Raw genomic sequence first — 17,778 nt, forward strand, 5'->3', positions numbered from 1 at the left:
GGGTGGGCGAATGCCGGTGACAGGTCGATCGAAGACTTGGACAATCGTCGAAAAAGTTTCGAAACTTGTCGGAAACGTCCCTGTGGCCGGAACTCTAAGAAGGTGCTCCGGGACGGTCAAGACCTCAATTTTGTCCCTTTAAGGGCAGGTATGCGGCTTCGAAAGGTTGCGATAACGTTCGCTGGCGTCATGCTTGTCACTGCTCACCTGCTCGTCCCGTGTTCCACAGCCGAGGGAGGACCATGAACGACCGGCCGTCGCGCCCCACGCTCGCGGTGATCGCGGCGGCGGCGGGCGTGTCGCCCGCCACCGTGTCCAAGGTGCTCAACGGGCGGACCGACGTGGCCCCGGGGACCCGCGAGCGGGTCGAAGGGCTGCTGCGCTCGCACAACTACCTCGCGCCGGGCGGTGCCCGCCGGGCCCGGCGCTCCGGCCTGGTCGACCTGGTGCTGGCCGGGCTCGACAGCCCCTGGGCGGTCGAGATCCTGCGCGGGGTCGAGGCCGAATGCGCTCTGCACGGCACCGGCGTGGTCGTCTCGCAGGTCAACGAGGACGACGCCCGCCCGCCGAGCTGGCAGAACCTGCCGGTCCTGCACCACAGCGACGGCGTGATCCTCGTGACGTCCACGATGACGGCCGAGCAGCGCGCGCAACTGGAGCGCGCCGGGGTGGCGCTCGTCCTGATCGACCCCGTCAACCTTCCCGACGGCGACATCGCCAGCATCGGCGCCACCAACTGGGCGGGCGGGACGGCCGCCACCGACCATCTGCTCGCGCTGGGCCATCGCCGGATCGGGATGATCGGCGGACCCGCCGGCATGCTGTGCACCCAGGCGCGGGTGGACGGATACCGCAGCGCGCTCGAACGGGCCGGGATCGAGGTCGACCGGGAGCTGATCCGCTACGGCGACTTCCGGCACGAGGGCGGCTTCGCCCGGACTCGCGAGCTGCTGGCGCTCCCCGAGCCGCCGACCGCGCTCTTCGCGGGCAGCGACCAGCAGGCCATGGGCGCCTACGAGGCGGCCCGGCAGGCCGGGCTGCGCGTCCCCGAGGACCTCAGCGTCGTCGGCTTCGACGACCTGCCGATGTGCGAATGGCTCTCCCCGCCCCTCACCACGGTGCGCCAGCCGCTGGAGGAGATGGGCCGCGTCGCCGCGCGCACGCTGCTCCAGCTGCTGGACGGGCAGCCGCTGCTGAGCCCCCGGATCGAGCTCGCCACCGACCTGCGCGTCCGGCACTCCACCGCGCCGCCCCGCACCGTCCAGCCTCCCACCAGCCCGCCCGCATCCCCCGGAGGACCCCATGACGGACGCCGCCGAGCCGTGGCGTGACCCCCGCCTTCCCGTGGCCGACCGCGTCGCCGACCTGATCGCCCGGATGACCGTCGAGGAGAAGGCGGGACAGCTCTCCTCGTTCTGGGCGACGGCCGCGCAGGCCGGCGCCCCGGTCGCGCCGATGGAGGACGACAGCGGCGAGGACGCGCCCGAGCTGGACGAGCTGGCCAAGCACGGGCTCGGCCAGCTCACCCGGGTGTTCGGCACCGCGCCGGTCACCCCCGCCGAGGGCGTCGCCCGGCTGCGCGACCTCCAGGAGCAGGTCGCGGGCGCGAGCCGGTTCGGCATTCCCGCGATCGTGCACGAGGAGTGCCTGACGGGCTTCATGACCTGGCAGGCGACCGTCTTCCCCGGCCCGCCGGCGTGGGGCGCCTCCTTCGACGTCGAGCTCGTCGAGGAGATGGCCGCCGCGATCGGGGCGAGCATGCGCCGGCTCGGCGTGCACCAGGGCCTGGCCCCCGTGCTGGACGTGGCCCGCGACCCGCGCTGGGGCCGCACGGAGGAGTGCGTCGGCGAGGACCCCTACCTGGTCGGGACGATCGGCACCGCCTACGTCCGCGGGCTGGAGCGCGCCGGCATCGTGTCGACGCTCAAGCACTTCGCCGGCTACTCGTCCTCGCGCGGCGCCCGCAACATGGCCCCCGCCGCGATCGGGCCCCGGGAGCTGGCCGACGTCGTCATGGAGCCGTTCGTGCTGGCGCTGCGCGAGGGCGGCGCGCGGTCGGTCATGCCCTCCTACACCGACGTGGACGGCGTGCCCGCCCACGCCGACGAGCGGCTGCTCACCGGCCTGCTCCGCGACGCGCTCGGCTTCACCGGCACGGTGGTCGCCGACTACTTCGGGGTCTCGTTCCTCGAAAGCCGGCACGGCATCGCCGGCTCCCGCGGCGAGGCCGCGGCCGCCGCGCTGCGCGCCGGTCTCGACGTCGAACTCCCCACCACCCGGTGCTACGGCGAACCCCTCACCACCGCCGTCCGCGCCGGCACCGTCCCGGAGGAGCTGCTCGACTGGGCGGCCACCCGCGTGCTCACGATGAAGGCCGCGCTCGGCCTGCTCGACGACGGCTGGCGTGCCGAGCTCGACGAGGCGGCGCGGATCACCGCGGCCGCGGAGCCGCACGCCCTGCTCGACCCGCCCGAGCACCGGCGGCTGGCCCGCCGCCTCGCCGAGCAGTCGGTCGTGCTGCTCGCCAACGACGGCGTCCTCCCCCTGCGGGCCGGACGGGACGACGGCGCCTCTCCGCCGGCGGCCGGGCGGATCGCCCTCGTGGGGCCGCTCGCCGACGACCCGCTCGCCATGACGGGGTGCTACTCGTTCCCCAACCACGTGCACACCCAGCATCCCGACGCGCCGCCCGGCGTGCGCGTCCCGTCCCTGGCCGAGGCGCTCCGCGCCGAACTGCCCGGCGACGACGTCCACGTGGAGCCGTCGAGCCTGCTGGTGGAGCGGGACGCCGAGATCGCCGCGGCCGTGCGGGCCGCGCGGGAGGGCGGGGTGTGCGTGCTCGCGCTCGGCGACCGCGCGGGGCTGTTCGGGCGGGGCACCTCCGGCGAGGGCTGCGACGTCTCGTCCCTCGCGTTCCCCGGCCGCCAGCGGGAGCTGGCCGAGGCGGTGCTCGCCACGGGCACCCCCACCGTGATCGTGGTGATGTCCGGCCGTCCCTACGCGCTGGGCGGGCTCGCGGAACGGGCCGGCGCGGTGGTCCAGGCGTTCTTCCCGGGTGAGGAGGGCGGGCCCGCGATCGCCGGGATCCTGTCCGGCCGGGCCGAGCCGTCCGGCCGGCTCCCGATGAACGTCGCGCGCCACGCGGACGACCCCGCCGGCGGCCACCTGCGCTCCCGGATGGAGGGCCCCCACGACTGGAGCACCGTCGACCCGACGCCGCTCTACCCGTTCGGCCACGGCCTGACCTGGACCGGCTTCTCCTATGGCGACCTGCGCGTCGACCCCGCCGCACCGACCGACGGCGCCGTGCACGTCGCCGCGACCGTCACCAACACCGGAGACCGCGCGGGCACCGAGGTGGTCCAGCTCTACCTGTCCGACCCGGTCGCCTCGGTGGTGCGCCCGGCCCGGTGGCTGGCGGGCTGGGCCCGGGTCCGGCTGGAGCCCGGCCGGTCCGCGCGGGTCGAGTTCCGGGTCCACGCCGACCGCACGTCGTTCACGGGCCTCGCGATGCGCCGCATCGTCGAGCCCGGCGTCATCGAGGTGGCGGTGGGCGGCTCCAGCGCGGAGGCGGACCTGGTGCTGCGCGGCGCGTTCACCCTGGAGGGCCCGGTACGAGAGCCGGGCGCCGACCGGGTCCTCACCGTCCCCGTCCACGTGGCGCCGCTCTGATGCCCGGCGAGCCGTCGTTCCAGAATCCCGTCCTGCCCGGTTGCCATCCGGACCCGTCGATCTGCCGGGTCGGCGACGACTTCTACCTGGTGACCTCGTCGTTCGAGTGGTTCCCCGGCCTGCCGATCTTCCACAGCCGGGACCTGGTGCACTGGCGGCCCGCGGGCCATGTCCTGGACCGGCCGGAACAGCTCCCGCTCGACGGTGTGCGGGCGTCCGGCGGGCTGTACGCGCCCACGATCCGCCACCACGACGGCACGTTCTTCGTCGTCTGCACCCTCGTGGACGGGACGCGCTGGTCCGGGCACTTCGTGGCGACGGCCACCGATCCCGCCGGGCCGTGGTCGGAGCCGTACCAACTGGAAGGCGAGGGATTCGACCCCTCGCTGTTCTTCGACGACGACGGCCGCGCCTGGCTCACCGCGACCCGGACCACCGGCCGGTACGAGGGGCACACCGAGATCTGGCTGCGCGAGTTCGACCCGGTGGGCATGCGGCTGACCGGCGACGAGCACGTGATCTGGGACGGGGCGATGCGGGGCGCGATCTGGTCCGAGGCGCCCCATCTCTACAAGGCCGGCGGCCGCTACCTCCTGATCACCGCCGAGGGCGGCACCGCCGAGGACCACGCCGTCGTCGCCGCCCGCGCGGACCGGATCACCGGGCCGTACGAGGGCGACCCCCGCAACCCCGTGCTCACCCACCGGCACCTCGGGCTCGACCACCCCATCATGGCGACCGGCCACGCCGACCTGGTGGAGACGCCCGGCGGGGAATGGTGGATGGTGCTCCTGGCCGTCCGCCCGTACGGCGGCCACTTCGCCAACCTGGGCCGCGAGACGTTCCTGACGCCCGTCCGGTGGGAGGACGGCTGGCCGGTGGCCGGGCCCGTCGAACCGTCCCACACCATTCCCGCCCTGCCGGAGCACCGGTGGCCTGCCGAACCCTCGTGCGACCACTTCGACGCACCGGACCTCGCGCCGTGCTGGAACGTGCTGCGGACCCCGCGTGAGCGCTGGTGGACGTTGACCGAACGCCCGGGGTACCTGCGCCTGCGGGTGCGCCCGGAGAGCCTCGCCGACACCGGCTGCCCTTCGTTCGTGGGACGGCGGCAACAACACCGTGAGTTCGCCGCGTTCACCGCCCTGGACTTCACTCCCGGCGACGAGCACGAGCACGCTGGGCTCGCCTTGGTCCAGAACGAGGACTTCCACATCCTGCACGTGCTCGGATCGGACGGATTGCAGGTCATACGGCGTGAGCGAGGAATCGAGACGGTGCTCGCCAAGCAACCCGTCCCGCCAGGCCGCCTCTACCTGGGCGTCGAGGCGCACGGCCAGGCGTACCAGATGCGCTACGCCACCGAACCCGACCGCTGGCACTCGCTGGGCGATCCGGTCGACGGACGGCTGCTCAGTTCGGAGGTCGCCGGCGGGTTCACCGGCGCCTACCTCGGGATGTACGCCAGCTCGCGGGGCCGTCCGGGCGAGGGCGTCGCCGACTTCGCGTGGTTCGAGTACAGGCCACTGGACGGCTGACGGCGCCGCTTTCAAGCGTCTGCTCCCCCGTACATGCCGTTTGCGCAGGTCGCGTTCACCGCGGCCCCTTGGCGGCTTGTGAAAATCGCCGTCGGAACAGACCCCGCCCTTGCCTCATCGAAGCGATTCGACCATCCTCCGGCCAGTCGTAGTACTCGGCCACCCAGTAGTCCTCAGGAGGAACCCGCCATGCGAAGAGCGCTCTCCAGTGGCGTGACGGCCGGGCTGGCCACGCTGGCCATCACCGCGGCGGCCCTGGTGCCGGTCGCCGCAACGTCCACCCCGGTACAAGCCGCGGCCGCCGAGTCGTACTCCTGGAAGAACGCCCGGATCGACGGCGGCGGCTTCGTCCCCGGGATCGTGTTCTCGCGCAAGGAGAAGAACCTCATCTACGCGCGCACCGACATCGGCGGCGCGTACCGCTGGGACCAGGCCGCCAAGAGCTGGATCCCCCTCCTGGACTGGGTCGGCTGGGACAAGTGGGGCTACAACGGCGTGGTCAGCATGGCCGCCGACCCTGTGGACGCCAACCGGGTGTACGTGGCGGCCGGGATGTACACCAACGGCTGGGACCCCAACAAGGGCGCGATCCTGCGTTCGTCCGACCGCGGCAGGACCTGGCAGGCCACCGAGCTCCCGTTCAAGCTCGGCGGCAACATGCCGGGCCGCGGCATGGGCGAGCGGCTCGCGGTGGACCCCAACGACAACCGGATCTTGTATCTCGGCGCCTCCGAGGGCAACGGGCTCTGGAAGAGCACCGACCGCGGCGCGACGTGGGCCAAGGTCTCCTCGTTCACCAACCCCGGCGACTACGCCGAGAACCCGGGCGACACATCCGGCTACGGCAACCATCGCCAGGGCATCGTGTGGGTGACGTTCGACGAGAGCACCGGCACGTCCGGCAGCCCGACCAAGACGATCTACGCCGGGGTCGCCGACAAGGCCAACACCGTCTACCGGAGCACCGACGCGGGCGCGACCTGGACCCGTCTCGCCGGCCAGCCGACCGGCTACATCGCCCACAAGGGCGTGCTGGACGCGGCCGGGCACGCGCTGTACATCGCGACGAGCGACACCGGCGGCCCCTACTCCGGCGGCAAGGGCGACGTCTGGAAGTACAACACCCAGACCGGGGCGTGGACGCAGATCAGCCCGATCCCGTCCAGCAGTTCCGACGACTACTTCGGTTACAGCGGGCTCACCCTCGACCGGCGGCGCCCAGGCACCCTCATGGTCGCGACCCAGGTGTCCTGGTGGCCCGACATGATCCTCTTCCGGAGCACCGACGGCGGCACGACCTGGACCCGCGTCTGGGACTGGAACGGCTACCCCAACCGCAGCTTCCGCTACACCCACGACATCTCGTCCGTGCCGTGGCTGACGTTCGGCACCAACCCCCAGCCGCCCGAGGTCACGCCCAAGCTCGGCTGGATGAACGAGTCGGTCGAGATCGACCCCTTCGACTCCGACCGCCTGATGTACGGGACGGGCGCGACGATCTACGGCACCGAGAACCTCACCCAGTGGGACGCGGGGGGCAAGTTCACCATCAAGCCGATGGTCAAGGGCCTGGAGGAAACCGCCGTCCTGGATCTGATCAGCCCGCCGGCCGGAGCACCCCTGGTCAGCGCTCTGGGCGACCTGGGCGGTTTCCGCCATGCCAGCCTCACCAGCGTGCCCGCCGGCATCTTCACGCAGCCCGTCTTCACCAGCACCACCAGCCTCGACTACGCCGAGACCAACCCGAACGTCATGGTGCGGGCGGGCAGCTTCACCGACTCCGACAGGCCCGGCGACAGCCACCTCGCGTTCTCGACCAACGGCGGCGCCAACTGGTTCCAGGGAGGCGAGCCGGGCGGCGTCAACCAGGGCGGTACCGTGGCGGCCTCCGCGGACGGCTCCCGGTTCGTGTGGGCTCCAGGCGACTCCGGACAGCAGGTGGTCCATGCGACCGGATTCGGGACGACCTGGACCGCGTCGTCCGGCGTTCCGGCGAACGCGATCATCGAGTCGGACCGCGTCAATCCGAGCAAGTTCTACGCGTTCTCCAACGGCAGGTTCTACGTGAGCACCAACGGCGGCCAGAGCTTCACTGCGACAGCCACGAACCTGCCTGCCACCGGCGTGCACTTCAAAGCGGTGCCAGGCAAGGAGGGCGACATCTGGCTGGCCGGGGAGACGGGCCTCTTCCGCTCCACCGACTCCGGCGCCACGTTCACCAAGCTCCCGAACATCTCCAAGGCAGTCAACGTGGGCTTCGGCAAAGCCGCCCCAGGCCGGACCTACCAAGCCCTCTACGCCGTGGCCACGATCAACGGCGTCACCGGGCTCTTCCGTTCCAACGACACCGGTACCACCTGGACGCGCGTCAACGACGACCAGCACCAGTACGGGAACATGGGCGAGGCGCTGACCGGCGACCCCCGCGTCTACGGCCGCGTCTACCTGGGCACGAACGGCCGGGGCATCATCTACGGCGACACGAGCCAATAGACGAGCCTTCCAATAGACGAGCCTTCCAATAGACAGCGACCTTCCGGTAGCAGCGGCATTGCTGCTACCGGAAGGTGTTCTCCCTACCGCTGTGCGGTGATGACCGGGCCCGGAAGCACGGCGATGGACTGGCTCAGCGGACGCTCCCCGCCCGTGCTGAACGGCGACCCCGTGGCCTCCTTCAGCAGGCCGCCGGCTCCGATCCCGAACGCGACCACCTGGCTGGTGTCCCGGATGGAGCCGAAGACGTTCCGGCCGTCCGGTGAGATCGCGATCGCCGCGACCTCGGCGTGGTCGGGAGTGGGAGCGGGCGAGTCGGCGGTCGGCCTGAGCGAGCCGTCCGGGAGGATCGTGAAGCCGAGCATGCCGCCGGGAGGCGAGTCGGTGTCGAAGTCGTTGCTGCCGACGTACAGGTGCTGCCCGTCAGGCGTGACCTTGAGACCGACCGGGAGATCCGGCGCGGCGAACGGCGAGCCGGGCACGGGGGTCAGCGAGCCGTCCAGTTCGCGCCGGAACCCCCACACGTTCTGCGCGGCGGCCGAGGCCACGTACACGAAGCCGCCGTTCGGGCTGATCGCCATCGCGTAGTCGGCCGGTCCTGCCTTCGCCACGTCCAGCCCGGGCCCGAGCGAGCCGTCCGCTCCGACGGCGAACCTGGTGATGACCCGCGGCCTACTGTCAGGGGTCTCCTCGATGTCGGCGTACGAAAGGTAGAGGAACTTCCCGTCAGGCGACAGCACCGTCTGCTTGGGGTGATCCGAGGTGGTACGGAAGTCGCCGAGCCTGCCGGGCGTCCCGTCCGGGCCGATCCGGTACGCCGAGATCGTCGCCTCCTCGGAGTTGGTCACGTACAGGAAGCGCCCGTCCGGGGAGACGGTCGCCCCCCACGGCTCGTCGCCGGTCTTGACGAGCTTCGGGTCCGGCTGGAGCGCGCCGCGCGCCCCCACACGGAACACCGAGAGCGTGTCCGAGTCGCTGTTGACGACGTACGCGACGGCCCCGTTCGGCGGAAGGGCGATGCCCCGGGGGAACTCGCCGCCGGTGGACACGGGCTTGCCGAGAAGCGTGAGAGCGCCTCCCCGTCCGATCGCCAGGGACGACACGTCACCGGAGACCGCGTTCGTCACGTAGACCACGCCGCCGGACGGCGGCAGGACCGGTCCTGCGGATCGGGCCAGAGCGGGAGATGGAACGGCGAGCAGCGCGGCGGCCATGACGGCACCGCCCACTCGCGTGGACAACCGGATGAACACGGATGCCTCCTGAATGTCGAAGGGCCTACACCCCGATGGGCGTTCCATCCCGTTCCATCCATCCGGTTCCGTGCATGCCGTTCCATGCATGCCGGAGGCCGCCCAAAGACGGGGCCTTGTCCTTGGGCGGCCTGCTTGGCGGGGAGCGTCAGCCGAGTGCCGGGCGGGCGTTCCTCATCAGCTCCTGGAACTGGGCGGAGAACCAGTGGCCGGACAGCGGCGCGTCGGGCAGGGCGCCGCTCATGTTGTTGTTGTTGCGCGGGTTGCCGGGGTACGTCGGGTCGCACATCCGGTCGAAGCCCTTGCCCTCGTCGTTCGGGATCTCCTTGCTGGAGCCGTCGGACTCGCCGGGCGGCTTGATCCATACATAGGCGTCGATGCCCGCCTCCGGAGCGGCCTTGGGCCGTTCACCGAGGCCCGCACCGGACTGGTTGCACCAGTTGCCGAGGTGGATGCGGCGGTCGGTCCGGCCGCCGTTCACGTAGTCGTCGACCGAGGTCTGCGGGCCGGGTCCGGTAGGCCGGGCGGCGCCGCCCCAGCCGTTGCGGCTGGTGTCGATCAGCATGCCGATGCCGTCGCCGAAACCCGCCTGGACGAGCCGCTGGCGCATGCCGAGGGCGTAGGAGGTCTCGTCGACGTAGCGGTTCCAGTCGACCCACTTGGACTGGCGGACGGACGTGCCGCCGACCGAGTCGTTGATGGTGAAGTAGGGCTCCTTCGTGGCGCCGTAGTTGGCGGTGTTGGTGATGAAGCCGTGCACGTTCGTCATCGCGCCGGAATCCCGCGCGACCTGGGCGAGCAGCTCGGCGGACGGACCGAGGTTGTCGTCCCAGCCGAGCCAGCCGTGGTGGCCGACGTCGATGTAGTTGTAGACGTTCGGGATGGCCCCGAGCTTGTTCAGGGCGTACGCGATGCCCTTCTGGTAGTTGCCGTTCGCCTTCATCGTGTCGCAGTTGGGGGTGAACGTCGGCCGCGGCGACACGTTGGTGACCAGGTTGGGCAGCGAGTCGATCTCGACGACCGTGACGACGCGCAGGTTCGCGTACTTGGCGTCCTTGAGGATCGTGGAGATCGGGTCGATGAACTGGGTCTTGTACTTGTCGAGTTCGTCGGCCTTCAGCTCGCCGTTGGACGCCAGCGCGGCGCAGTCACGGCCGGGCAGGTTGTAGACGACGAGCTGGATCACGCCGGCGCCCTGCGTCAGGGCCCGGTCGAGATGGGCGCGCAGGCCCATGCCGCCGTTCACGCCCTGGATCGCCGCGATGCGGTCGAGCCAGACACCGGTGGGCTGGTTCGCGATGCGGCTTCCGCCCGGTTCGGCCGTGGCCTTGGCGGCCCATTCGGGGTTCACGTAGACCTTGGCGCCCGCGTACGGATTGTCCACGCGGTTGCCAGGCGGGTCAGTGGGCGGATCTGTCGGCGGGTCGGTCGGGCCCGTGGAGCCGGTGCACACCACGCCGTTCAGCTTGAACTGCGCGGGCTTGTCGTTGGTGCCCGAGTAGGTGGCCTGGAATCCGGGGCTGATCGACGCCCCGGTCGCGAGCGTGCCGTTCCAGTCGGCGTTCTTCACGGTGACATGCTTGCCCGACTGGCTGAACGTGGCGTTCCAGCCGCTCGTCACCTGCTGATTCCCGGCGAAGTCCCATTCCAGCGTCCAGCCGCTGAGCGCGTCGCCGAGATTGGTGAGCTTCACCTCCGCGGTGAAGCCGGTGTTCCACTGGTTGGCGGTGTAGTCGACCTTGCATCCGGCGGCCGCGCCCGCCTGGGTCGAGGTGAGGGCGACGGCGCCGCCGGCGAACAGCAGCGACGCCGCGCCGGCCGCGGCCGCGCGCAGCCACGGCCTGCGGGAACTCTTCGGTGGCGAGCTTTTCGGTACTCGTGTCATGCGGTTCGGCAACCTTTCGGGGGTGGTGGGGCGACTGAAAGGCGAGCCGGGCACCGAGGCCGTCCGTAGTGGGAGCCAAGCGGCCTCGGTGCTCCGGTCAGGAGCGGGCTCGACGGGCTTGGCCGGCTTGACCGGCCTGGCGGGCTTGGAGGGCTCGGAGGGTTTGGAGGGCTCGGAGGTGATCGCGCAGGCCCGCGCCGTACGCCGTGGGCGTGCCGTCGTACGAGCTGATGAGGGAGGGGCCGCTGGAGCAGTTCCAGGTGTTCCACGTCCAGCCGAGGTACGACGCGCCGTGCTGGTCGAGCCAGGCCATCAGCGTGTCGACGTAGGAGTGGCCGCAGGTGTTCTCGCCGATCTCACCCGCGACCAGCGGAACCTGGGCGGCGACAGGGGCGAGTTGCTGGTCCCAGCAGGCTGCGTCCTTGCAGTAGTTGAAGTTGTAGGAGTGCCAGGCCGCCGCCAGGTTTCCGGTGGGATCGGACGGCTTGTTGGCGAGCCACTGGCCAAGGTCGTTGGAGTAGCTCGTGCCGGGGACCATGACGACGTTGGCAGCGCCGGTGCTGCGTACGGCGTCCAGCAGGTCCTGCATACCGGCAGCCTCGTAGGTCAGGCCCGGGCAGGCGTCACCGCCGTCCCGCCAGCACTTCCAGGACTGGTTGTAGTCCATGACCTGGAGGTTGTTGGGATACGGCTCGTTGAAGACGTCGAAGACGACGGCCGTGTCGTTCTTGTAGGCGGTCGCGACCTGTTTCCAGAACTCGGGTGAGTAGCGCGCGTCGGGCATCGGCTTCTGGCACTCGGCGTTGGCCGTCGCGCAGTGGGTGTCGTAGCCGGTCCAGAGCCCGTTGCTCCAGTGCAGTTCGAGGATGGGCGTGATGCCGTTCTCCAGCAGCAGGCCGACGTAGCCCTTGACCGCGTTCTGGTACGCCGCGCCCCGATAGGCGGCGTTGACGTTGGGCAGCCCGAGCCAGCAGTCGGAGTTGAGCGGCACCCGCACGGCGTTGACGTGCCAGCTCTTGATGGCGGTCACGGAGGCGGCGTCCATCGGGCCGTCCCAGAAGCCGTTGTTCTGGACGCAGGCGAACTCGCCGCCCGAGCGGTTGACGCCACGGAGGACGACGGTCTTGCCGTTCGCGTCCACGAACTTGTTGCCGGAGACCTTGAGCTTGGGCGCGGGGCCGGTGGGCGGATCGGTCGGCGGATCGGTCGGGGGCGTGCCGCCGCAGGTGGTGCCGTTGACGCTGAACGTGGCCGGGTCGGCGTTGGCGCCGCTGTAGGTGAAGTTGGCACCGACCTCGATCTTCGCTCCGGCGGCCACCGTCGCGTTCCAGCCCTCGTTGGCGACGGTGACGGTCGCGCCGGACTGGGACCACCGGCCATTCCAGCCCTGGGAGAGCTTCTGGTTCCCGGCGTAGGAGTACGTCAGGGTCCATCCGTTCAGCGCCGCAGTGCCCTGGTTGGTGATGCCGATGGCGGCGGTGAAGCCCGAGCCCCAGTCGTTCTTGGTGTAGTCCACCTCGCAGGACACCGCGGCATGGGCCGCGACCGAACCGAGCGAGCCGACCCCGGTGACGAGCGATCCCGCCAGGCAGAGGGCCCCGGTCAGCGAGGCGGCCGCGGCGGTGCGGGCTGGGAACGATCTCATGGAGTCCTTCACCTTCGGTCGCGCTTCTTGGTGGGAGCGGTGGTGGGGTCGGTGGCGGGGAGGGAACCGAGGATCTGGGCCGCGGCGGGCTCCTGGACGTGCGGGCGCGCCCCGAAGTCCGACAGCTCCACGGTTCCGGTGATCTTCTTGGCGTCGCCGGCGGGCGTGAGGCGGACGCGGTTCGGGCGGCCGGCGTCGTCGGTCCACAGGTCGAAGCCCGTCGTGGCGGGGAACGTCCGCACGAACGCGCGCAACGCCGGGTCGGGAATCTCGCGCAGCGCGGCGGCCCGGTCGACCGTGCCGCGCACGTGCCAGGTCGCGCCGGCCTCGGCGGTCACCGACGGCCGTTCGGCGGTGCGCAGCAGCATGGCGACCCGGTGGACGTCGGGGAACTCGGTGAACGTGCGCGTGCCGCGAGTGGCCCGGAGCCATGTCCGGCCGGTCCGCCGGCGCACCTTCGGCGGCACCGAGACGTACTCGGTGCCGCTGATCGACAGGACGGTGGCATGCGCGTCCTTGAGCACGCCGTCCATCCGCCCGGCCTGGCTTCGCGCGTCCCAGACACCGGCCATGTCCAGCTTGTACGCCGGTCGCCCCTTCTCGGCGGGGACGGCGATCCGCATGGTCAGGCGGAACGACGCGGCGCCTTCGAGATTGCCGGTGCCCGCGGCGAGCAGGGTGGGCGCGTCGTGCGGGAAGCTCGTCGTGGCGGCCCGCCGCTGCGGATCGTCCGCGCCGCCGCAGCCGGACACCAGCAGCGGAACGGCCACGACCGCCGCCAGAGCCCTGAGCGCCAACGGCACTGGAGGTCGCCGCGGTCTTGACGGTTTCCGCCGTCTTGACAGTCCCGGCGGCACCGGCGGTCTCGGCAAGGCCTGCATCGAACCTCCTGATCCGTCGGGATCCATCGTGCTTGGGAGCGCTCCCACTCCTGATTGCGACGTGACCGTAGAACGGCTCGGCGCCCAGCGGAAAGGGTCGTTCCACGGCTTTTCACGAGACTTGTAAACGGCTCTTGACAGTCTCGGCTCGTCACCGGATTCTTGGGAGCGCTCCCACTACTCCCCTCCTCCGGCCGATCCCGACGGCCGGAGCACCCCGAAGGGAGTGCCAGTGTGACGATCCTCGAACCGTCCACCGACCCGGCCATCGCGATCCGCGGCAGCCAGCCGATGCACGAGAGCCGGCCGCTCCGCGACCGCAGGCCCCCCACGCTCGCGCACGTGGCCGAGCTCGCCGGTGTCTCGCCGGCGACCGCGTCCCGCGTCCTCACCGGCTCGGCCCGCGTCAGCCACCAGGCCCGCCTCCAGGTCGAGAGGGCGGTGGAACGGCTCGGCTACGTGCGGCGCCGCCAGCCCGCGCTCAGCCCGCTCCCGTCGGGGGCGATCGCGGCGGTGCTCTGCGAGGACAGCGCCCGGGTGTTCGCCGACCCGTTCTTCTCGCGCCTGCTGTGGGGCGTCCGGCGGGAGCTCGACGGCCGGGCCCCGCTGGCCGTCCTCATGGTGGGCAAGCCCGACGAGTGGCGGGTCACCACGGACTACCTCCGCGGCGGGCATGTGGCGGGCGTCCTGCTGATCGGCTCGCACCGCGACCATCCCGCCGCGCTGGTGCACGCGACCGCCGGGGCCCCGGTGGTGCTGGCCGGACGGCCGCTGAGCGACCCGGCACTCCCCTACGTCGACGTCGACAACTGCGGCGGCGCGCGCGCCGCCGTCCGGCACCTGCTCGCGACCGGCCGGTCCCGCATCGCCACCATCGCGGGCCCGGCCGACATGGGCGCGGGCGCCGACCGGCTGGCCGGGTACCGGCGGGCCGTCCGGGAGGCCGGGCTGGACGTGACCGGAATGATCTGGCACGGCGACTTCGGCCCGCTCTCCGGCGAGCACGCGATGGACCGCCTGCTCGACCGGCGGCCCGACCTGGACGCGGTGCTGGCCGCGTCCGACCTGATGGCCTCCGGGGCCCTCCGCGCGCTGCGCCGCGCCGGCCGCCGGGTCCCCGACGACGTCGCCGTCGTGGGCTTCGACGACGCCCCGATCGCCCAGCGCACCCACCCCCGCCTGACAACGGTGCGGCAACCGGTCGAGGAACTGGGCGCCCGGCTCGTCCGCGAACTGCGCGCGCACATCGCGGGACGGACCGCCGCCGACCGGGGCGTCGTCCTGAAGACCAAATTGATCATCCGAGACTCGGCCTGACCCACCCGCGCCCCGCGCACGCGTCCCCATCAGCCGATCGGCCCACCCGATCGGCCTGCTGACCCTGCCCGCACACCACTTCACGCCCTGGCCCATGGGCTTTGGGCATTGATGAAAGGAAGAATCTGGTGAGAAGACGGCATCGATGGCGCGCGTTCACGGCGGTGAGCGTGTTGCTGACCTTGCTCTGCGGCGGCCTGGTGGCCGCCGGCACCACGGCCGCGCAGGCGGCGGTGGCGTGCAAGGTCGTCTACAAGAAGAACGCGTGGAACACCGGCTTCACCACGAGCCTCGACATCACCAACCAGGGTGACGCGGTCGACGGCTGGAAGCTGTCCTACGCCTACTCGGGCAACCAGACCCTGGTGAGCGGCTGGAGCGGCAAGTGGTCGCAGACCGGCCAGCAGGTCACGGTCGAGAACGAGAGCTGGAACAAGACGCTCGCCTCCGGCGCCACCGTGAACGTGGGCGCGCAGTTCACCTACAGCGGGACCAACGACGATCCGGCGGCCTTCACGTTCAACGGCGTCCGCTGCAACCAGTCGTCGTCGCAGCCGACCGTCGCGCTGACCAGCCCGGCCGCCGGGGCCACCTACTCGGTGGGCGGCACGGTGCCGCTCGCCGCGACGGCCGCCGCCGGGTCGGGGGCGACGGTCGGCAAGGTGGAGTTCTACGACCAGAGCGGTCTGCTCGGCGCCGACACCACCGCTCCGTACACCCTGTCCTGGGCGCCTGCGGCGGCCGGGAACTACTCGCTCTACGCCAAGGTCACCGACAGCACGGGCGCGACCGCCGAGTCGGCGCCCGTCGGCATCACGGTGACGCAGGGCGCGAGCATCGTCGCGAGCCCGACCGCGCTGAGCCTCGCGTCGGGCGCCAAGGCGACCTACGGGATCAAGCTGTCCGAGGCGCCCGCGGGAAGTGTGACCGTGACGACGGCCCGTACGGCTGGAGTCACCAGTTTGTCGGTCACTGGCGGGGCGACGCTGACCTTCACGCCGCAGAACTGGTCCGCCGCGCAGAACGTGGAGATCACCGCGGCCGCGACCGGCAGCGGCGAGGCCACCTTCACCTCGACGGCCACCGGGTACGCGGCGGCCAAGGTGACCGTCCGGCAGATCGACGCGGCGGGCGGCGTCTACGACCAGCGTTTCCTCGACCAGTACAACAAGATCAAGGCCCCGGCGAGCGGCTACTTCAGCCCGGAGGGCATCCCGTACCACTCGGTCGAGACGTTCATGGTGGAGGCGCCCGACCATGGGCACGAGACGACCTCCGAGGCCTACAGCTATCTGATCTGGCTGGAAGCGATGTACGGCAGGGTCAGCAAGGACTGGGGTCCGTTCAACGCCTCCTGGGCGCTGATGGAGAAGTACATGATCCCCACTCACGCGGATCAGCCCACGAACGCCTCGTACCAGGCGAGCAAGCCCGCGACGTACGCGGCCGAGCACCCCGAGGTGAGCTCCTACCCCTCCCCCATCGACGGCACCGTCCCGGCGGGCCAGGACCCCATCGCGGGTGAGCTGAAGTCCGCGTACGGAACCGACGACATCTACGGCATGCACTGGCTGCAGGACGTCGACAACGTCTACGGGTATGGCAACACGCCTGGTGGCGGATGCGAGAACGGGCCGAGCGCCGACGGTCCCTCGTACATCAACACCTACCAGCGCGGTCCGCAGGAGTCGGTCTTCGAGACGATCCCGCAGCCGACGTGCGACGCGTTCAAGTACGGCGGGACGAACGGCTATCTGGACCTGTTCATCAAGGACTCCAGCTACGCCAAGCAGTGGAAGTTCACGAACGCGCCGGACGCCGACGCGCGCGCCGTCCAGGCCGCGTACTGGGCGAACGTCTGGGCCAAGGAGCAGGGCAAGGCGGGCGACGTCTCCGCCGTAGCCGCCAAGGCCGGGAAGATGGGCGACTACCTGCGGTACTCGTTCTTCGACAAGTACTTCAAGAAGATCGGCAACTGCTACCCCGCGACGTCCTGCCCCGGCGGGACGGGCAAGAACAGCGCGCACTACCTGCTGTCCTGGTACTACGCGTGGGGCGGGTCGCTGAGCACGAGCGGCGGCTGGTCGTGGCGCATCGGCGACGGCGCCTCGCACTTCGGCTACCAGAACCCGATGGCCGCGTACGCGCTGGTCAACGATGCCGCGCTCGCCCCCAAGGGCGCGAGCGCCAAGGCCGACTGGCAGGCCAGCCTGACCCGCCAGCTGCAGCTCTACAAGTGGCTGCAGTCGGCCGAGGGCGCCATCGCGGGCGGCGTGACCAACAGCTGGGACGGCAGCTACGCCGCGCCGCCCTCCGGCCTGACGAAGTTCTTCGGCATGGCGTACGACTGGCAGCCCGTCTACCACGACCCGCCCAGCAACCAGTGGTTCGGGTTCCAGGTGTGGTCGATGCAGCGGGTCGCCGAGTACTACCAGGTCACGGGCGACGCGAACGCCAAGACGATCCTCGACAAGTGGGTCGCCTGGGTGCTTCCGCAGGTCACCGCCGACCCGTCCACCGGCGCCTACCGGGTGCCCGCCACGCTGCGGTGGAGCGGGCAGCCGGACGCCGACTGGTCCGGTACGTCCGGCATGCCGCCCGCCAACGCGGGGCTGCACGTGACCATCGCCGACTACACGGACGACGTGGGCACCACGGCCGCCTTGGCCCGCACGCTCACTTCGTACGCGGCCAAGGCGAACCACGCCCAGGCCAAGCAGACCGCCAAGAACCTCCTCGACGCGCTCTGGAAGCACCAGGACACCAAGGGCGTCTCGGTCTCTGAGACGAAGGCCGACTACAGCCGGGTGAAGGACCCGGTCTACGTCCCCGCCGGCTGGACCGGCACGATGCCGAACGGCGACCCGATCAACTCCAGCTCGACGTTCATGTCGATCCGGTCGTTCCTGAAGAGCGACCCCGACTACGCCCGCGTCTGGGCGTACGCGAACGGCACCAGCTCCACGCCGCCCGCGTTCAACTACCACCGCTTCTGGGCGCAGGCAGACATAGCCCTGGCCATGGCCGACTACGGCCGTCTCTTCAACGAGTAACTCCGACGCGGCGGTGGCGAGGCCCAGATCGTGGTTCGTCC

The 17,778-nt window shown here is 71.0% G+C and carries 10 protein-coding genes; 6 read left to right on the plus strand and 4 right to left on the minus strand.

Annotation, left to right across the window (positions count from 1 at the left end; all coding sequences use genetic code 11):
- Nucleotides 1-242 precede the first annotated feature (242 nt).
- The 4 genes from ACGFNU_RS27075 (at nt 243) to ACGFNU_RS27090 (ending at nt 7,703) form a co-directional block, all read left to right on the plus strand.
- Entirely contained in the window at nt 243-1,331 is a 1,089-nt protein-coding gene (locus ACGFNU_RS27075; RefSeq protein ID WP_392597941.1) for a LacI family DNA-binding transcriptional regulator, read from the plus strand.
- The gene (locus ACGFNU_RS27080; protein ID WP_392597943.1) at nt 1,303-3,672 is read left to right on the plus strand and encodes a glycoside hydrolase family 3 N-terminal domain-containing protein; all 2,370 of its coding nucleotides are present in this window, start codon (nt 1,303-1,305) and stop codon (nt 3,670-3,672) included. The genes ACGFNU_RS27075 and ACGFNU_RS27080 overlap by 29 nt, the downstream gene beginning before the upstream one ends.
- Nucleotides 3,672-5,210 (plus strand): glycoside hydrolase family 43 protein, encoded by a 1,539-nt coding sequence (locus tag ACGFNU_RS27085; protein ID WP_392597945.1) that lies wholly within the window; start codon nt 3,672-3,674, stop codon nt 5,208-5,210. Before ACGFNU_RS27080 ends, ACGFNU_RS27085 begins: the two co-directional genes overlap by 1 nt.
- 189 nt (nt 5,211-5,399) lie before the next feature.
- A complete protein-coding gene (locus ACGFNU_RS27090) occupies nt 5,400-7,703 on the plus strand; it encodes a xyloglucanase (protein WP_392597947.1) in 2,304 nt (767 codons plus the stop codon).
- An 83-nt stretch (nt 7,704-7,786) separates the two neighbouring features.
- On the opposite strand, the gene ACGFNU_RS27095 is transcribed toward ACGFNU_RS27090, so the two are convergent.
- From ACGFNU_RS27095 to ACGFNU_RS27110, 4 genes are all read right to left on the minus strand, one after another.
- Complete coding sequence (locus ACGFNU_RS27095; protein ID WP_392597949.1) at nt 7,787-8,956, minus strand: lactonase family protein; 1,170 nt, start codon at nt 8,954-8,956, stop codon at nt 7,787-7,789.
- Between the two features lie 148 nt (nt 8,957-9,104).
- A complete protein-coding gene (locus ACGFNU_RS27100) occupies nt 9,105-10,841 on the minus strand; it encodes a glycoside hydrolase family 6 protein (RefSeq protein ID WP_392597951.1) in 1,737 nt (578 codons plus the stop codon).
- A gap of 97 nt (nt 10,842-10,938) precedes the next feature.
- A complete protein-coding gene (locus tag ACGFNU_RS27105) occupies nt 10,939-12,486 on the minus strand; it encodes a cellulase family glycosylhydrolase (protein WP_392597952.1) in 1,548 nt (515 codons plus the stop codon).
- Between the two features lie 8 nt (nt 12,487-12,494).
- Complete coding sequence (locus ACGFNU_RS27110) at nt 12,495-13,283, minus strand: hypothetical protein (protein WP_392597954.1); 789 nt, start codon at nt 13,281-13,283, stop codon at nt 12,495-12,497.
- A gap of 318 nt (nt 13,284-13,601) precedes the next feature.
- Between ACGFNU_RS27110 and ACGFNU_RS27115 the strand changes: the two genes are divergently transcribed.
- Both ACGFNU_RS27115 and ACGFNU_RS27120 read left to right on the plus strand, forming a co-directional pair.
- Entirely contained in the window at nt 13,602-14,684 is a 1,083-nt protein-coding gene (locus ACGFNU_RS27115; RefSeq protein ID WP_392597956.1) for a LacI family DNA-binding transcriptional regulator, read from the plus strand.
- A gap of 128 nt (nt 14,685-14,812) precedes the next feature.
- Nucleotides 14,813-17,737 carry a glycoside hydrolase family 48 protein gene (locus ACGFNU_RS27120; protein WP_392597958.1) on the plus strand — a complete coding sequence of 975 codons (2,925 nt, stop codon included), beginning with the start codon at nt 14,813-14,815 and terminating at the stop codon, nt 17,735-17,737.
- Nucleotides 17,738-17,778 lie beyond the last annotated feature (41 nt).

Origin of the sequence: Spirillospora sp. NPDC048911 (assembly GCF_043198015.1) — a bacterium.
Classification (GTDB): Bacteria; Actinomycetota; Actinomycetes; order Streptosporangiales; family Streptosporangiaceae; genus Spirillospora.

Bases quoted from the DNA above. Each gene is read 5' to 3' on its own strand.
- ACGFNU_RS27075 (WP_392597941.1), top strand. From the start codon at position 243: ATGAACGACCGGCCGTCGCGCCCCACGCTCGCGGTGATCGCGGCGGCG.
- ACGFNU_RS27080 (WP_392597943.1), top strand. From the start codon at position 1,303: ATGACGGACGCCGCCGAGCCGTGGCGTGACCCCCGCCTTCCCGTGGCC.
- ACGFNU_RS27085 (WP_392597945.1), top strand. From the start codon at position 3,672: ATGCCCGGCGAGCCGTCGTTCCAGAATCCCGTCCTGCCCGGTTGCCAT.
- ACGFNU_RS27090 (WP_392597947.1), top strand. From the start codon at position 5,400: ATGCGAAGAGCGCTCTCCAGTGGCGTGACGGCCGGGCTGGCCACGCTG.
- ACGFNU_RS27100 (WP_392597951.1), bottom strand. From the start codon at position 10,841: ATGACACGAGTACCGAAAAGCTCGCCACCGAAGAGTTCCCGCAGGCCG.
- ACGFNU_RS27105 (WP_392597952.1), bottom strand. From the start codon at position 12,486: ATGAGATCGTTCCCAGCCCGCACCGCCGCGGCCGCCTCGCTGACCGGG.